The sequence below is a fragment of the Bacillus massilinigeriensis genome, from assembly GCF_900117315.1.
GTDB lineage: Bacteria > Bacillota > Bacilli > Bacillales > Cytobacillaceae > Bacillus_BE > Bacillus_BE massilionigeriensis.
Genome location: NZ_LT630337.1, coordinates 1,698,986 through 1,717,163 on the forward strand (window position 1 = coordinate 1,698,986; position 18,178 = coordinate 1,717,163).

Here is an 18,178-nt window from a genome sequence, read left to right on the forward strand (position 1 = left end):
GAAGACATCCTTTTGATTATATAAGAATGACCGAACGACTTAAAGGAGAGATTTTAAATGTATACAAACTATTCACATATTCTCAGGTAAAAAATGCAATATAAGGGGGGTGTTCCTAGGGTTAGATGGATTTGGATTTATATGAAATTGTCGAGCCTTGTATCAAATCTAATAAAATAGTAATTGGCTTGGTCTCAATGGATAAAATCCAATGAACCAAGCCAATATAAATGTGTTATGTATTTAGTTCATCAATCAATATAAACGATATTTGCCATAATGGTGAGAATGAATTTATTATTATTACATTATTCTAATCATCTGGACCTGTTCAGTACTAATCTTAAATCCATTTTCAAGCAAATATTTCGTCACTGGGTTTATTGATGAGAAGTTAATCGTTCGGAAATCGACCACTTCCCCATCGGAAATCTGCGAAAAAATGAATGGTAAGTAATCTAGATGGGATTCCTCAAGAATTTCTAATTGATATAATAATACCTGATTTAACTGTCCATCCATATTCCAAACTCTTCGATATAAAGCGTATCCTACTGGTAAATTATTATTACCGTAAAAGATCTTTGCTTCACCCTTAGATAAACTTTGCCATTGACATTGCCATGGGGCATCCTCTTTATAGAAAGAATAATGAGGAAGGAGCTCTGGCCGAACAGACACGGACTTGATCACATCTGAATCCGCAGGCTCAAGTTGAATATTTCCATTTAAGAACAACAATTCATCGCTAATTTTGTAATGATTTTTTTGATAAAGTCGAATGGCCCTTTCATTCTCCTTAATTGCCTCAAGAGTGGCTATCTCGACATTTTCATTTTCATAGAGTCTTAGATTTTCCTCCATTAGAAGTTTTGAGACTCCCTTCCCGCGGAAATTCGGAGAGACCCCCGTCCCGCCATTCCATGCAGTCTTTTTTCCATTTACCGTTCGAAAGCCATTTAATACTATACCAACAGGTTCTTCTTTTGCAAATGCAACTAATGATAATTCGGGGGACAATCCTTCTGAAACAAGTCGGTTCAAAAAGGTATCAGGAGTCATATTCATTGGAACAAAGTAACCCTCAAACCCCTTATTCCATGCTTCAACCATTGTGTCAATCGAGCATTCAGTTAATCTCTTAATAATCATCAATTTACCCTCATTTCTATGAAAATTATTCAAACCAAAGAAAGAAAAATATTCCTAATTAAGGAATAAAATGGTTCTTATATATTTTATAATAATCTTCCCAATTAGGTAAACAAATTCCCCTTGGAGGGAGGGATAGACAGAGGATCCCTTTTATCTCCCCTCCACCACTTCTTTTAATATCTCAAATGACCGTCTTTGTTTAGCCTTGTCAAAAATATAAGAAACAGCCATAATCTCATCCACATGATATTTCTCCTGAAAGCTGATTAATTGGTTCCGAATGGATTCTTTATCTCCCATAAAGATCATTCTAGTCATTGAAGAAGCCATTCCCTTTTCTGCTGGAGTCCAGATAAGATCCATATTCTCAACAGGAGCCTGAAGCTTGGTTTGTGTTCCACGAACAACATTTAGGAAAAATTGCTGCATGGTTGTCGATTCGAATTCTGCCTCTTCATTACTTTCAGCTGCAATAACATTTAAACATACCATCATGTAGGGTGAACTTAGATATTTGGAAGGCTGAAAACGTGCACGATATATCGCAATGGCTTCCTCCATATGCGTTGGAGCAAAATGTGAAGCAAAAACATACGGCAAGCCTAATTTTGCTGCTAAATAGGCAGAGTCAGTTGAAGACCCAAGAATATAAATTGGAATATTAGTACCCACTCCTGGATGGGCTTTCACATACCCCTGTTGGTCCTCTGGCCCAAAATAGGTTAGTAGGGTTTCTACATCCTCTGGAAATGTATAAACGGTTTCATGTTTAGACCTTCTAAGTGCACTAGCTGTCATCATATCTGTGCCAGGAGCACGCCCCAGTCCTAAATCTAATCGATTGGGATAGATTGTTTCCATCGTTCCAAATTGTTCAGCAACGACTAGTGGGGCATGGTTTGGCAGCATCACCCCACCTGACCCAACTCGAATATGCTCTGTATGCTCTAAAGTATGTTTAATCAAAATGGATGTTGCAGAGCTCACAAGTGTTTTTGTATTATGATGCTCTGCAATCCAATATCTCTTATAGCCCATTTTTTCCGTAGCTTGTGCTAATTCAACCATCGCATCAATTGCTTCAGAGGTGCCCTCCCCTTCTCGAATAGGGACAAGATTTAAAACTGACACTGGTATTTGAATATTTACCATTTGCACATATCCTTTCTAAAAATTGTTTTTAGGTTTTAATATTATAGTAACAATCAATATATAAGAAACAAAATTTATTGCTTTTCAAAAAGGAATGATATTATCTATTTATGTAATAACTAATATTTGAGGGGGCTTATGAAATGAAGGATAAGGAGAATTTTGAACAAGGCTACAAAAAATACGAGTCAAAGGCAAAGGAGTACATGGATGACAAAGAAAAAGCAGATGACCTACTAAAAAAAGCAATGGGAAAGGCAAAGGATAAAAAATCAGCATTAGGCGAGGTGTGGGAAAAGCTTCAGCTCCTATTTGAAATATTCCGAGCCTGGATAAAGGGTGAGTACAAGGAAATTCCCAAAGGTTCAATTATCATGATTATAGCAACCATCATCTACTTTGTTTCTCCCGTAGACCTCGTTCCTGACTTTATCGCCGGTTTAGGATTACTTGATGATGCAGCAGTAATAGGCTTCGCCATCAAACAAATATCCGGCGACCTGGAAAAATTTAAGGTTTGGAAGGAAACAAATAACCAAGGATAAAATTCCCATATTATGGATGGTGCCTGTCACCCACCCAGGCACCATTACTTATGAAGAGAGTTCTACGGTCAGCATTTCTACCCCTTGACGATCGACTCTAAGAGCGGGGCTGTTTTTTAGAGCTGTTGCACTCACGTCAAATCCAAATGGAAAGAATAAGGGATGATTATGTATGAGCTCCAACGGTATAGCATGGACTTCAGACGTTCTCAACACTATTTCAGCAATAAAAGGAATCAAATCAGGGTTTGTAATTTGAACCTTTCTTGGAAGCTGATATGAGCGATTCTTTAGCATCTCCACTGCTCCCCATTGCCGAATACTCATAAGAACAGCACTTGTCGCTACTTCTACTCGGCGGCGATCCCCATATAGCTCCTTAATTTTTTTTCCAACTACCATACTCGGTACCTCATCCTGTAGTCTGAACAGTTTTCCCATCTCCAGGACAACATCTTTAAAGAATGGGTAGGCAAGTAGGGTCATCCCCCAATGAAGTAATAATCGCTCCTCACGACTGTATTCTGGAAATTCTTTTAACACACGGTTTCGAAGTTCCATTTGATCATCCTGTATGAGGTACCAAATTTTCATTAACATCGTAATTGCATTTTTTCTGGATTTTGCCCCTTTTATGTCATCCCTTAAATAGAAATCTAGAGCTTCATACATTTCCTTTCTTGTCAGCTTTCTAGTTTCATTTGCCGCACAATCCAGATGGTGAAGCATCACCTTTTGATCAAAGCCAACAGGTTTTACCATATTCATCCTCCTCAACACCTTTAGGTTACCTTAATAAATGGCACGATTACTTCCTCCATGCTGATTCCACCATGACTAACAATTCGCTCATTTTGGTTAACAAAAGCTTGTCCATATTTCGCAAGCAGGACATGGTAATCCTCAGGCAATCCCACACGACTCCACGAAATGGAATCAATTTCTTTAGCTGAATCCTCGTAAATTCTCTTATCTGTATAAACTCGTACCCTCTCCCCTTTTTGATTGACCAAAACACCCTCCGAAATTCGTCCAATTCCTACACTCTCTGTGTTGCCATGATCTGAGGTCATATATACGGTATATTTTGCTTTCAATAAATCACTTAATAAGTATTGTAGATAATTCGTTTTCAACCAAATTTCCAACTCTGCCATTATACTTTTCTCACCTTGGGATGCCCCATGAACAAATCCATCAATCACATCGACGACTGCTCCATATATCCTAATATTTGGTCGTTTAAAGGCAGAAATTTGTTCTTTGCGATAATTCTCTTTCCCTAATCCTTTTTGATATTGAACATATTGCTTTAAATAGCCGTGATCCCCCCAAAATAACTTCCAATGGTTTTCCTCCTTTACAGTTGTACGAATAAAATCAGAAAACATAACTGGAATTTGTCCAGAAAAAATCGACTGCCTGGAAATCGAAGTTAAGGTGGGCACCCAAGCAAAAACTCCATTTTCCTCGAAATGAAGCCCACTACGTGAGAGATATTGTTTTATTACCTTCCATTGAGTGAAGCTCATTCCATCCATTACAATTAAAGCAATCTTGTCGAGTTGATCATCTCTTCCTGAAGAAGCTAGATTATGGACGATCTGGTGGACCATCTTTGGTTTAGGAAAAGGTGGTAAACTAGCTAAAGAATGATAATTATTAATCATCCAATGCTCAAATTTCTCATTGACTGTTTGTGAAAGCTGGCTTGCATCCTTTAAATAATTATCCTGTTTGGTTTGCAATGCAAGGGATTTGTATTCCCCGAGGTTATCCATAATTGCTATCCAATCCTTATAGCGAGAAACCTTTTGCAACCGTTCTAAAATTCTATTTTGTAATGATTCAATAACTTCTTTTGAAAATTCACCTTTATCATATTCTATTCCAAATTTCATCCATGAAGGATAATCAATATTCTTGCCAACCTTTATTTTATGAAGAACCCCTTCTATAAATAGATCATTCATTAAGCGGCGAATATCCGAATTTGCAAATGGGTGACTTTTATAAATTTGTGTCTCCTCAATCGGGATATTTTCATTATTAGACTCTAATTCCTTAACAAATCGCTCCCACTCCTTATCAATATGCTGATAAAAGTATTGAGTGGAACGAATTAAATCAGCAAAGACCATTCCTGTCAAACCCGGTTTATTCAATAATTGATTAATTAAGTATTCTCTAAACGATAAAGGTATATCTTTTTTTCCATAATGCATAGTAAAAAGTAACTTATACAAATCTACATTGGAGTCAATTAATTCGTGGGCAATCTTAAAGACAGATTTAAGAATAAATTCCGTCGTGTCCTTATCAGAGGTTGTTCCCTGAAACTGATTTTGAACGGAATATAATACATCTAAATCTTCCTTATCAAGCTGTTTTATGATTGTTGGTGAAAATCTTGGGAATATCTGATTTATGCTTAAATAGATGGATTGACCCTTTGACAGAAAATCATATGGAAATATATCTGAATCACTCTCATTAGAATACAAGATGATTTTCACTTCATTATTTTCTAATAGATAACGATACTGGGATTCGTAATAATATCGAAAGGAAATGCTATCTTCAAAGCGAATAACTTGAAAGCCATGTTGATCAAAAAACTTTAATATTTCTTCATCGTTTAACAGATAATCGGAATCGTTTACTAGAAAAAAAGAATCCTGTTGATAATCAAATAGCTTTGTTACCTCTGCTCTCCAATTTGTCATTATGTTCACCCTAAATTAAAAAAAGAATTTTTTCAGATTCTATACATGTATTATACATCAATGAGATAAAGTGAAACTTCCATCTGTGGGGGTTTTTCTACGAACAGAATGTACNGTTTAACAGATAATCGGAATCGTTTACTAGAAAAAAAGAATCCTGTTGATAATCAAATAGCTTTGTTACCTCTGCTCTCCAATTTGTCATTATGTTCACCCTAAATTAAAAAAAGAATTTTTTCAGATTCTATACATGTATTATACATCAATGAGATAAAGTGAAACTTCCATCTGTGGGGGTTTTTCTACGAACAGAATGTACTGGTGTCGTTGCCACATGACGTGGCGGTTCTAGTCGACTTCATCCCCCACTGATGGTTAGTTGAACCGATCGGGCGTTTACGGGCAGTTGACCCCCTCTTACCTTCTTCGAATTCTCTAAGTCTTGAAGTGGGGGTCTTACTGCCCGTAAAGGCGGGATAAAAAGCCTGACTCCATAACGAAATCAGGCAACGTGAAATATTATTAAAAGCCAAGACGAATTTGAGCATTATCATAATACATTAACAATTTTTCATCCTCTTGAATGACAGCTTCAGGTAAGCGTTCCCCTAATTTGACGATTTTGTCAAACTCTTTGTTACTCCAAGCCTTTTTAAAGCCAGCACGAATCGCTTCTGTACGAAATTGTTTTAAATCTTTTTTATTATTTTCAAGCTCCTCTAAATAGCCATCGAATTCACGTAATAGAGATCTTTCACGGAGTTTCTCCAGATCTGCTTGCTTATTTGGATCCGGTACATACCAACGATTTATTGCCTTTTCTATTAATGAAGGATGATTGGATTCAAGCCCTCTTATATCTTTATAAGTTCTCTTTAAATAGGTCATAATTTGATTTGGTACAGGCTCTTCTCCATCGTAAATTAAAAAGTTTTGCTGCAATAAATCGTCCAATTCTGGGAGCATTTCATGTTTTGCAATATGTTGAATCTCTTTCATAAATAATGGTTGAATGTCCTGACGGGTCTGCGGTTTTTTTATTAATTGCTGGCGAATCCATTCAATGGCGCTCGTCTCATCTGACACAAAGAGATTCATCTGCACAAATTCTTTTACTAAGGTACGCTTTTTATCATACTCTGCTACTTGTTTATTAAGAAAAACCATTCCATCTCTTATTGGATATTTTTGAATGATTTTTGCTTGAAATTCTCCAGAAGATAGAGGGATGTTGATGCCATTTGTGACAAAATAGGCAATTGTTCTGTCGTAAAGAATTCTAGGATCTCTTTCGGCAATAAAAGCACCCTCTCCATTGCGCCCAATAAAGACAGGTAAGAAGTCAAGATGATTCTCAATAAATGACCAGAGGAATTCCTCTGGATTTTCGATTATTTTTTCACTAATGGTGATTATTTCTGTCGGCTTATAGGCAGAAATAACTAAATCCTGTTTCACGCTCGTTGGATTTGTCATCGCTTTGATTCCACCGTGCTTTTTATCAAGTACTGATACATTGGCAACAACAAATTTCGCCTCTTGTAGGGCCGTTTGAATTGCATTCCATACACTTGCTTGTGTATTCGAAAATTCAACCGTCATCCATTTTCCAGGCTTTAATATTCTGTAAGCCTCCTTAAAGCATTGAGACATTAAATTTCGATACTCTGTTATCCCCTTTTCTTGTATTGAATTTTGTATCGCTTCATTTTTATTATTCGTCAATACATTTAACCATGACTCCCAGATAAAATTCACTTCGGAATACATGATATTCGCCCCAAAAGGTGGATCAAGGAAAATGTAGTCAATCGAATTTGATTGAATATTTAATTGAGTCGTACTACCTGTTTGAACAATATTCCCTTCTGTACCCCAGCCAACATTTAAAATTTTATCTAAATATAATTGAAAAGCGGATTGTTCCACAACAAGGCTAGGAATGTATAAGGTTCCAGAGAGTGGACCATTAATTCTTCCGTTCGGGTTATGCTTATTAATCACAAAGCGATTCATTTTCGTAAGATTTCGTGAAAGAAAAGAGGTCACTAACCACTTCATTTTATTAGGAAGCCTATGCCAAAATGCAGATGTGATCAATAAATTTCGATTCGTATAAAAATGGTGGACATTCGTTAAACCATGGGATTCCATCGGTTGTCTTGTATTATATCCTTCTGGTAAAGGATTAGTTGGTACCTTATATTCACTTACTAAATTATTGATTACATCTAGAAGCTTCATATCAAAAATACCTGGTCTCTTATCATATCGTTTTCCATTACATGAATAATTTATTTTTACGGGTACTTGTTTGGCCTGGTTAACCGTCTGGTTTAAATACGGATCAAACCTTGTAGCCCAGGCTTTTTCTGCTTTTCTTTTTTGAATCTTAACGCCACAGCTTGGACAATCAAAATCCTTTAGCACTGTTTTTTGAGCATAGTCCACTGCTGAATCATAATAGATAACCTCATTGGTACATTCAGGACATACAAATACATCACTATGAACAACGTAGTTTATTTCACTCATAAACTCAGAGTTTCTTTCAAAAAACTCCTTTAGTTGAGACAAGGAACTAATAGGTTGAAGTTCATCCGTTAGAGCCCTCTCAACTTTCTCATCTTCAACAGAAATTGTTTGAAATAGAAATCCAAACTCGTTTTTCACATTATTAAATACATCCTTGGTTATTTGTTGATATTTCTCAATATCAACTGGGGTATTGTAATTATATGAAATGAAGGTGGCTGCAGTTGATAAATCATTCATAATGACATTTCTTTTTCCCTTATGCATCTCATGATAAAAGGATTTTTCCTTGTCTATTGGGCTAATTACATGATTGTCATCTATTCTAAATTGAAGTGATTGGATGGATTTATCATCATTACACATATATCCTGCTACACCTGTCATTCCTGTGCCGGAAAAACCGTCAAACACAATATCCCCTGGATTTGTATAATGCAGGATATACCTCATAATCGCCTTATAAGGTACTTTTGTGTGATACGTATGGACATTATAAATCGGGTCATTTTTCCCTTCAGAAACATCCCCTACAAATGGTTCACGATGGTAATCCCCTTGACCATCGCCTTCATCCCTATCCACTTTTTCCCTTTCCCATTCCTGAATAAACTCATTAATCCAGGGATTGGGACAAGCAGTATAGTAAGGAGGATCTGATAAGGCGATAATATCCTCATCCTCCCCAATAGGAAAACCTTCAAATGACTTCAATTCAGGAAGTTTGTTTCTTAATTCCTGACGAAAATATTCTCTTCTTTCCTCTTCAGTAGTAAAAGTCATCCCTAAGCAGATGACTGGACCACTGCTTTTTTGAGTGTATTCGCTTTGAAAGGATAGCTGTTCCTGATCTTTCAAGTTTATTTCCTCCTAATGGTGTCAGGCACCTCTAAACGATGCATATTACATACAAGCACCTTACAATCCTAATCGAATTTGAGCATTATCAAAATACATAAGCAATTTATCATCCTCCTGAATAATACTTTCAGGTAACCGCTCACCTACTTTTACAATCTTATCAAATTCTTTATCACTCCACGCCTTCTTGAAACCAGCACGGATGGCTTCCGTTCGGAATTGTTTGAGCTTCTTTTTGTTTTTCTCAAGATCCTCTAAATACCCATCAAACTCTCTTAACAGTGATTTTTCCCGAAGCTTTTCAAGGTCAGCTAATTTTTTTGGATCTGGAACATACCAGCGACCCATGGCTTTATTCATTAAAGTCGGATCACTTGGCTCTAATCCTCTTAATTCTTTATAGGATCGTCTTAAATAAGAGAGGATTTGATCTGGAACGTTCCCTTCCCCATCATAACGCAAAAAGTTTTGCTGCAAGAGATCATCAAGTTCAGGTAGCATCTCATGTTTTGCAATATGCTGGATTTCTTTCATATATTGTGGGTGGATATCCTGACGAGTCTGTGGCTTTTTAAGTAGCTGCTGGCGGATCCACTCAATGGCACTGCTTTCATCAGAGACAAACAAGCTCATTTGGGTAAATTCCTTCACAAGGGTTCTCTTCCTATCGTACTCTGCTACTTGATTTTCTAAGAAAGCCATTCCATCGCGCATAGGAAAGCGTTGAGCCACTCCCGCTTGGAAATCAGCAGATGAAATAGGAACAGCTAAGCCATTCTGTACATGATAAGCAATCATCCGGTCAAATAAAATTCTTGGTGTTCGCTCTGTGATTATTTGAGCCTCTCCTTTGATTCCAAGGAACACTGGAAGCTGCTCTAAGTGTTGATTTACAAAGGTCCATGCTGAATCCTGTGTATTCTGTTCTTTTTTCATTTTTTCAATATCTTCTTGTCTTGGTTTATAAGCTGAAATAACTAAATCCTGTTTGACAGCTGTTGTTGTTGTAACTGCCTTAAAGCTTCCGAACTTCTTATCTAAAGCTGATACATTAGCAATGACAAATCCAGCCTTTTGAATCGCTTCTTGAATGGAATTCCAAACACTGGCTTGGGAATTACTGAACTCCACTGTCATCCAGCGACCCGGTTTTAAAACTCGGTAATATTCTTTAAAAGCCCTTTCCATTAATTGCTGATAGTCCTGTAATTCCTTTTCTTGCACATTATTCACAATCGCTTCAGGCTGATTGTTGGTTAGGACCTTCAGCCATGACTCCCATACAAAATTAAGCTCTGAGTACATTAAATTACTACCAAATGGAGGATCTGTGAAAATATAATCAATGCTTTGTTCATCCAATGGTAAGGAAGTAGCAGTACCGCAGCTGATCATCGTGAGATAATCGCAATTGTAAGAGGCCTTCTTAATATCTCTAAGCTTCCTTGGTAAAACATCGAATATTGATAACTCAACATTTAGCGAAGAAACAAATAACGTCCCAGGTAATCCAGGTGTACCACCAGGCTTAACAGGCTGATATCTCCTCATTTTATTAATGTGAATATGAATCGATGACAGGATAAACAATAGCTCTGCATAAAGCTTTGAGTGATTAATTTTCTCAAAAAAAGCAGCTAATGTAATTAGATTCCGCTTCGTATAAAAGTGATGTACATTCGTAAACCCATGACTTCTAATTGGCTGTGCCGTATTATAGCCATTTGGAATTAAGTTAGTCGGATACCAATAGGATGACTGCCTATTGTTTAATTCTTCAATAAGGCCTAAATCTCTTTTGTCAGGCTTTTTATTAAACCTTTTCTTATTAATCGTATAATTTATTAGTACGGGTACTTGTTTGGCAAGGTTAACCACCTTATTGACTTTACTATCAAAGGTACTTTCATAAACACGGTCCAGATTTCTTTTGGATAAATTGACCTTGCAATGCGGGCAGGCAAAATGGTCCATTACCTTCCCGTTATTTTCATCAACGGCAACATCATAAAATACAAGCTCTGATTGACAATTTGAGCAGAGAAATACATCACTCCAAATAATATAGTTGATGGTTCCCATTGTATTTGGCGCATTATCGTCTATATGGTCTGTTTCATAGTACTTTTTTAATTCAGCAAAAACCTCATCCATGATTCTCTTCATTTCGTTTTCAACAATATCGAAGTTTTTCATGTTTAAATTATAATTTTTACTGATAAAGCTTGCATTAGTAGATAAGTCATTAAGGATTGCTTTTCTGCTTCCTACCTGAGAAATTAATTGCTGGTTTTGATCATAGATTCGATTATTTTCATCAACGGAAAGTCCTAATTCTGTAATCGCCTTTTTATCCCCACATAATTGGGAGGCAACCCCAGTCATGCCTGTCCCTGAAAACCCGTCTAACACGATATCTCCTGGACTTGTGTAATGGAGCATATATCTCATAATCGCCTTGTGGGGAACTTTTGTATGGTAACTATGCGCGTAATAAATAGGATCATTTTTTCCTTCACTTACATCTGAGGCAAAGGGTTCACGCTGATACTCTTCTGAGGAATCCCTTCCAAAGATATCTACTTTATCTCGTTCAGACTCTTTAATGAAATCATTCATCCAAGGGTTTGGGCAAGCCGTATAGTAGGGGGGATCCGATAAGGCGATGATGTCTTTATCCTCCCCAATTGGAAATCCTTCTAAATTTCTTAGTTCAGGCAGTTTGTTTCTTAATTCATTACGAAAATATTCTCTTCGCTCTTCATGGTTTTTAAACTTCATGCCCAAACAGACAACAGGTCCGTTGTCTGTTTGAGAATACCCGCTTAAGAGGGATAATTGTTCTTGATCCTTCAAGGCTGTCTCCTCCTATTTACTTCTTCACCATAATTCGGATTCGGTTGGAAGAAGATTTCCCGACAATTGCATTCATGAACATATCAAAGTTTCTCCGTACTTCATCCACTGTTACAGGGTTTCCATTCCCCATCATTTGAAAGAGTTGTTCCATATCGATTAACTCTTTATGAATACCTTTTAAAAGGTCATTGATAGTAACAAGCAATTGACTATCGATTGGTAAATCAAAGCTCCTTTTTGCTATAAAATCTTGAATTAGCTGCTGTTGTCCTACTGATAACAAAGCAATACTCTCTTGAATCGAAGTTTCGTCTAGATTTGTTAGCAATGTTTCTGTCCAAGTATGCAGCATTTCTCCTAATTGATCCTCTAAGGATTCAAGCTGATGCTGCTGAGGTACCATTTCCTCCCGCGGATTGTATTTACAGTGCGGACAAATTGGCGAATGCTGCAAATGCACTCTCGTCAATTGATAACAGCTCTTTAGGGATTGAATATTTCTTTTCCAATCCTCTAAGGATTGTTTTGGTAATAGCTCGATTTTGGAAGATAAATCCACTAATGCCCTATAACGATGATCGTTCAACAAAGTATTCTTTCTATTTTCATCTGTCGCGTTCAGTCTAGCTTTTTGATGTGAATGCAAATATTCTTGAATATAAGCTTCCTTTAACTGTTCTAGACTCTGTATTTCATTCGAACAATCCTCATGATTTTTTAAGGCTATTGCCAACCGATCAAGTCTACTATCTACCTTTTCTAGCCATTCCTTACTTGAACTCATGACTAATTTAGCTTTGGATAAATAATCGGCTACTTTTGTGTACTCATTAATCCTTTGCTGCAAGGATTCTAGACCTTTAAGGACCTCTATATGTCGTTCTTGAGTTTCAATATCCGAAACCGAATACTTTAGATTGGTCATTTTGGCACGAGTATTATATACCTGTAAACTCTCTAAGAAGGTTTTCAAACTCTCAAGCTTATTAATAAAGTCATTCTTTTCTTCGGTAGAAAAAAGAGGCCCATCCCATATTTGAAACTTGTATCGAATATCATTGATCATGGTGACCGTTCTTTCAATCCATTGACGAGATTGGCTTATCATTTGGCTAATCGCAAAATCAAGCCAGCTTTGGTCATGTATATTTCCTTTTCCAATATCGAAAAGATCCACTATGGCATGAATAACTGGAATAGGTAGGCCACTTGGCTTTTTAATATAGCTAAAGTATGTCAAAGATTTTATCGGAAGCTTAATAAATTCGTCGAAATTCATTGATTCATATATTTTATTTTCTATTGATACAACGACTTCACCGGATTGAATGAGAGCTGCAAGGATGACGACAAGTAATTCTGGCTCCATTTTAAACTCTTTTGTCAAGCGTAAATCCTCTGTACCTTGAACGGTTCGAATGGTCTCGATAAGCTTATCTTGATTCAAAACTTGACCATGACCTTCCGCTTCTAATTTTTCAATCACCCATCTTGCAAAGCCTGATCCTCGAACATTCAATTTGCCCGTTTGCGAATCAAGCAGCACAAGACCATCTAAAATAGCCAAACCTGCATTTGTTTTCTTTCCGTTTAGATAGGATAGAGCATCATTGATATACGTATTGAGGTTATCCTTTGTTAAGTAGGAACGGTCTAGTTTCCTGAAGGATGGATACCATTCATATTTTTCTTCAAACCACTGACTCAATAATCCTTCTGAAACAGAGTCAATAATGTTTATCAATGTTTCATTCGCTGGTAAGAACATACCAAATTCAAATACAGACCCGGTTTTTCCACGATATTTAATTTCAAAGGCGTCGACAAAATGCTCTTTTAACCAGCCAACTAAGCTTTTTCGGTAATTATCTGCCTTATCGTTGTATAGTCTTTTCGTTGTTGCTGCAGCGTCATTACTCATTTCACGGGCACCGCCATACAGCCTTAATAGTCGAATAAAGGTGTTATCCGTTTTCTTTAAGCGAAAAAAGACTTCATCTGCCTTTTGTTCATCCTTGAATTTCGGTTCTTCAAATGGCTGGAGCATGTATATATAGAAATCACGTTCTGGCTGAGCGGTTGAGCGCTCATTTGGTGCTCCAAAGAATAAATATCCTTGTCTTTTTACTCTTCGATCATTCCAAGGGATTTCATGAAGCCAAATCTTATATCCTCCAACGTATTCAGGAGTATTTATGACCTCTGTCGCTTGCTTTAAAATTTCAAAATAGTACCGATCTAATTGATGCTCAACTAAATCATCTCCACGCTTTTCAATTAAATCATCGACGGCGATATCCTTTTTTACATCCAAATAATATTGGCCGTTTTCTTGATTAGTCGATATGTATTGAAAACTTACAGCTGTTAAAATTTCTTTTAATACAGCCTCGATTGTTGTTTTCAAAAAGTCCGCTGCATCGTCATCCATATCAAGAAGCATTCCGACATTTAAAAACAACTTATCCCTCAGTTCTTCTGAGGTTAAGCCTACTGGAGCATTAATGTCATCCGTTGCTAGTCGGTAGACGGCTAAGGCATTTACGATACGAATTGCAGGTTGTTTATAGGCTGGACGTTTTAATCCACTTTGAACGCGATCCTTTAAGGTTGCTACCTTACCCATGACTTCCTTCACGTTTGGATTACTTCTTAAGGATGAATCCGCCTCTATGTATTGCCAATAACGATCAAATGAAATCATTCCTGTCGAATCCTCAGGAACACTTTCAGTTAAAAGATTACGAATCTCCCGGCTAATGGTTTGCAAAACCACGCGTTTTTCGGCAATGTTCACCTTTTCAAAGGTTTCTAAGTATGCTGGATGAATTGGATAAAGATCCACATAGGTATCGATATCTTCTCCGAGACGATGATACAATGGAGTGAATTTTGCCAGGTGTTCTCTAATAAGAGCTTTTTGCTTCTCATCCTTTTTTAATAATCGTTCGGATACAACAAAAGCTATATCTTCACGTACAATTCGAACCTCCTGAAAGCGTTCCTTTACCCTGCGAAGGGATTCTGCCACAAATTGAAACTTAGGATTATCGAAAAGCATTTCCTGGATTCCGGCAATAATCCGGAACCGTGATTTTCCACAAACCTCCCCTACTTCACGTAAAAAGCCTAAGTCAAGTGTCAATTCTTGCTCCTTACGACTGCGTAGGTAATCAAGAAGCTCATCTACAACTAACAATAACCCTGATTCAGGATATTCTTCATCAAATAAATCCATCATTTCATAGAGCATATCCTTGTTGTTCGTCACTTCAGAAGCGGCTGGAAAGGTATAATCAATCCCTATTTTTTCAAGCCCATCCTGTAAGACTTTACATATAATATCCCGTAAGCTCATTTCAACTGCGCCGATTTCCGTGCGAATTACTTTAAATTTCCCTTCAATTTCCTTTGCTTTTTCTGCAACGCGTTTGTTTTTCAGATACTTGCTTGAACCTGGTTGTTCAGCAATCGTTGAAATTACACTCATTAAGTGAGATTTACCTGTTCCATAATTCCCGACAATTAAAAGGCCCTTATTATCGACTGTCCGATTAAATTGGATTTGCTCAAGAATAAATTCATCTAGCTTTTCAGCCATTCCCTCTGAAATGACATATGTATCGAGTAAATGAAAGGCTCGTTCTAAATCATCCGCATCTCTTAGTTGTACGACCGTTTCTACTGGTTCAAATTGAATTAAATCATTGTAACGCAACATCCGTTTTCCTCCTCTACAGTTCTAAAATTTTCCCATCTGTTTCATGACACGAAAAAAATTCTGGGTGCTCTGGTGTTGCATAGGTTAATTGCCCGTTAGCATATTGTCCTGGCCAAGTTACTATGATTGAATACCTTTTTCCAAGGTTCTCTAGTAAACGAACCGGGTTTTGTTGTAACTGTTTATCGAATAAAATTTCAATATCCCCCAACCAATAATAGCTCTCTTCATATTGTTCTAATATACTTTGAAGGATTTCTGGTACCTTTAGAGCATATTTTGCTTTGGAGATATCTTTCAGTTTTTCGCTCAGTTTCAGATTAATATTTATAAAGGGAATATCTAGCTGATTAGCCATATCCTTATCCTGGTAAGGTTTTAACCCACATATAATCAGAAGTTTGTACCACCTTGAATCAAGGGTTTCAATTTCTGATTTTATTTGCTGTAAACTCATGATAATACGATGCCTCCTTTATTTAAGTAGGTTTAGGCATGATTTTTAACATTATTGAATTCAAATGACCAAAGATGCTTTCAATAAGTATTATTATACTGTTTTTTTTGTGGTTATTTCCACATACCAGCATGGTTATATAGGTATGGTGCTTTCTTAAAGGAAAAAACGGCTATATGTCGCTAAATTTTCAATACTTTTGTTATTATCGGTAACATATTATCTAATTACTTAGCGATGCTAAAATATTAAAGGCTGACATCTAATAAAAATGTCAGCCTCAGCATTTTCTAACTCAATTTCCCTTTATCAAATTCTTCCTCCAAACGCTTAATTTCCTCGACTGATTTTTCAAGAGCAGCTTGTGGACCCTTGAAATTATTTTTATAATATCCAAAATCCATGATGAGCAATATGACGAACATCCCCGCAAGCGCATAAGCGGCCATTTGATTTGGTGGAACAACCATCATAATACAAATAAACACAATCCAAATGAGACTAATCACATTGATTGGCTTACTCCATTTCCCCAGGCTCCAAGGCCCATAATGCTTTGGTAGGAAGATTCCTTTTGATTCCGCTGTGAGCTTGAGAAAAATAGGGATACCATATGCTACATATAATCCGACTACACTAACTGCCGTCAAAAAGGCAATGGTGGAGTAACCAGCATCAGGATTGACAAGCTTGGTAATATAATCAATTAAAGCCAAGACAAAAGATAAAATTACCGCAAGCCAAATCGCTTTTGCAGGAGTACGATATTTACGGCTGATTTCTGCCCATTGACTGCTAAATGGCATCCCCTTATCCCTTGAAAAAGCATACATCATACGGGAAAACGATGTAATGGAAGATAATCCACAGAAAAACATCGCAAAGGTAACAAGCCATAGAACGACATTACCGAACGTTCCACCCAATGCCTGACTGATAACGTAAATAAAGGCATTATCTGAATTAACCGCACCATTCGCATCATGGATGGACAAGGTTACAAATGAGAGCATGATAAATCCAAATACGAAGGAGAAAGCTACTGAATTGAAAATACCCCATGGTGCACGAACCCTTGGATGTACAGTTTCTTCGATTGTGTGTGCAGAAGCATCATACCCTGTAAACGTCCATTGCGCCTGCAATAAACCGATTAAAAAGGCTAGAAAATAAGGTTTGTCAGAATAAGTCTCTCCGATTTTGAATAAATAATCAATCGGTTGAAGCCCATTTTTTGTAAAAAACGCTAAAGTGACAACTAAGACAGCTACCACAATCATATGATACCAGGCAGAAAAGTCATTTAGTTTAGCAACAATTCTGATTCCAACATGATTAAGGATTCCATGTAATAGGAGAATAACGCCAAATACAATTAAAGTGGTCGTATCAGTAGAGGTATAGGAGAAGATAGTTGATAGGAGTGGATCTGCAAATAAGGCACAAGAGTAATCAATTCCTGCCACGATTCCAATTTGACCAATCAAATTAATCCAGGCAGTATACCAGCCTATTCGTGTTCCTTTTAAGGCTGCTGCCCAGTGATACAATGCCCCTGCAGTTGGAATGGCAGAGGCAAGTTCAGCGAGTGAGGCTGCAACAAGTAGTACAAAAAAGGCAACAATCGTCCAGCCAAAGCCCATCATCCCAGGCCCACCATATAGTAACCCATGTCCATAGAGAGAAACAGCACCAGTTAAAATGGAAATAATCGAAAATGAGATCGCAAAGTTTGAAAAACCTCCCATATCACGGAGTAGCTCCTGAGCATAACCATAGCGATTGAGCTGTTTTCTATCCTCTAGCATTTGTTGATCTTTTGATTTCATCTTATCTCTCCCCCTTGCTGTTATTCTTTCGTATGATTTCCAACGAAGATTTCGTGATCTTCTTCTTTAAATGCTCTTACATTTTTGTTCGCATTTACACCAATGGCGGTTCCTACAATAAGAGTGAAAAGCACTAAACCAAACCCAATGAAAACCTCCACTTTCTTATCCCACCTTTTTTTTAGTTTTGGTTAAATCTAATATTTGGGGTAAAAATGATTCATCTTTTGGGGGATTTTTGAAATCTCCGCGGGAATTTATGTTTTCTTATTGATTTATCCGCGATTATTTCGATATATCCGCGGAAATTCCAATATATCCGCGATTATTTTGATTTA

At 37.0% G+C, this 18,178-nt stretch carries 11 protein-coding genes; 1 reads left to right on the forward strand and 10 read right to left on the reverse strand.

Going from position 1 to position 18,178, the window contains the following annotated elements:
• Positions 1-303: 303 nt before the first annotated feature.
• Both BQ6100_RS08500 and BQ6100_RS08505 read right to left on the reverse strand, forming a co-directional pair.
• Positions 304-1,152: a GNAT family N-acetyltransferase gene (locus tag BQ6100_RS08500; protein WP_075981262.1), complete on the reverse strand. Its 849-nt coding sequence runs from the start codon at positions 1,150-1,152 to the stop codon at positions 304-306.
• Positions 1,153-1,305: 153 nt separating this feature from the next.
• Positions 1,306-2,307: an LLM class flavin-dependent oxidoreductase gene (locus BQ6100_RS08505; protein WP_075981263.1), complete on the reverse strand. Its 1,002-nt coding sequence runs from the start codon at positions 2,305-2,307 to the stop codon at positions 1,306-1,308.
• A 143-nt stretch (positions 2,308-2,450) separates the two neighbouring features.
• Between BQ6100_RS08505 and BQ6100_RS08510 the strand changes: the two genes are divergently transcribed.
• Positions 2,451-2,852: a YkvA family protein gene (locus BQ6100_RS08510; RefSeq protein ID WP_075981264.1), complete on the forward strand. Its 402-nt coding sequence runs from the start codon at positions 2,451-2,453 to the stop codon at positions 2,850-2,852.
• Between the two features lie 48 nt (positions 2,853-2,900).
• Here BQ6100_RS08510 and BQ6100_RS08515 read toward each other — a convergent pair whose 3' ends face one another.
• From BQ6100_RS08515 to BQ6100_RS21225, 8 genes are all read right to left on the reverse strand, one after another.
• Complete coding sequence (locus BQ6100_RS08515; RefSeq protein ID WP_075981265.1) at positions 2,901-3,614, reverse strand: hypothetical protein; 714 nt, start codon at positions 3,612-3,614, stop codon at positions 2,901-2,903.
• Between the two features lie 20 nt (positions 3,615-3,634).
• Positions 3,635-5,578, reverse strand: a complete 1,944-nt coding sequence (gene pglZ / locus BQ6100_RS08520) for a BREX-3 system phosphatase PglZ (protein ID WP_075981266.1) — start codon at positions 5,576-5,578, stop codon at positions 3,635-3,637.
• 522 nt (positions 5,579-6,100) lie between these two features.
• The gene (locus BQ6100_RS08530; protein WP_075981267.1) at positions 6,101-8,971 is read right to left on the reverse strand and encodes a DNA methyltransferase; all 2,871 of its coding nucleotides are present in this window, start codon (positions 8,969-8,971) and stop codon (positions 6,101-6,103) included.
• A 60-nt stretch (positions 8,972-9,031) separates the two neighbouring features.
• Positions 9,032-11,830: a DNA methyltransferase gene (locus BQ6100_RS08535; protein ID WP_075981268.1), complete on the reverse strand. Its 2,799-nt coding sequence runs from the start codon at positions 11,828-11,830 to the stop codon at positions 9,032-9,034.
• A gap of 16 nt (positions 11,831-11,846) precedes the next feature.
• A complete protein-coding gene (locus BQ6100_RS08540; RefSeq protein ID WP_084780292.1) occupies positions 11,847-15,554 on the reverse strand; it encodes a DUF6079 family protein in 3,708 nt (1,235 codons plus the stop codon).
• A 13-nt stretch (positions 15,555-15,567) separates the two neighbouring features.
• Positions 15,568-16,011, reverse strand: a complete 444-nt coding sequence (brxF, locus tag BQ6100_RS08545; protein WP_075981269.1) for a BREX-3 system P-loop-containing protein BrxF — start codon at positions 16,009-16,011, stop codon at positions 15,568-15,570.
• Between the two features lie 290 nt (positions 16,012-16,301).
• Positions 16,302-17,840 (reverse strand): amino acid permease, encoded by a 1,539-nt coding sequence (locus tag BQ6100_RS08550; protein ID WP_075981270.1) that lies wholly within the window; start codon positions 17,838-17,840, stop codon positions 16,302-16,304.
• 20 nt (positions 17,841-17,860) lie between these two features.
• On the reverse strand, positions 17,861-18,001 hold the full coding sequence (locus tag BQ6100_RS21225) for a hypothetical protein (protein ID WP_159433140.1): 141 nt from the start codon (positions 17,999-18,001) through the stop codon (positions 17,861-17,863).
• Between the last annotated feature and the right edge of the window lie 177 nt (positions 18,002-18,178).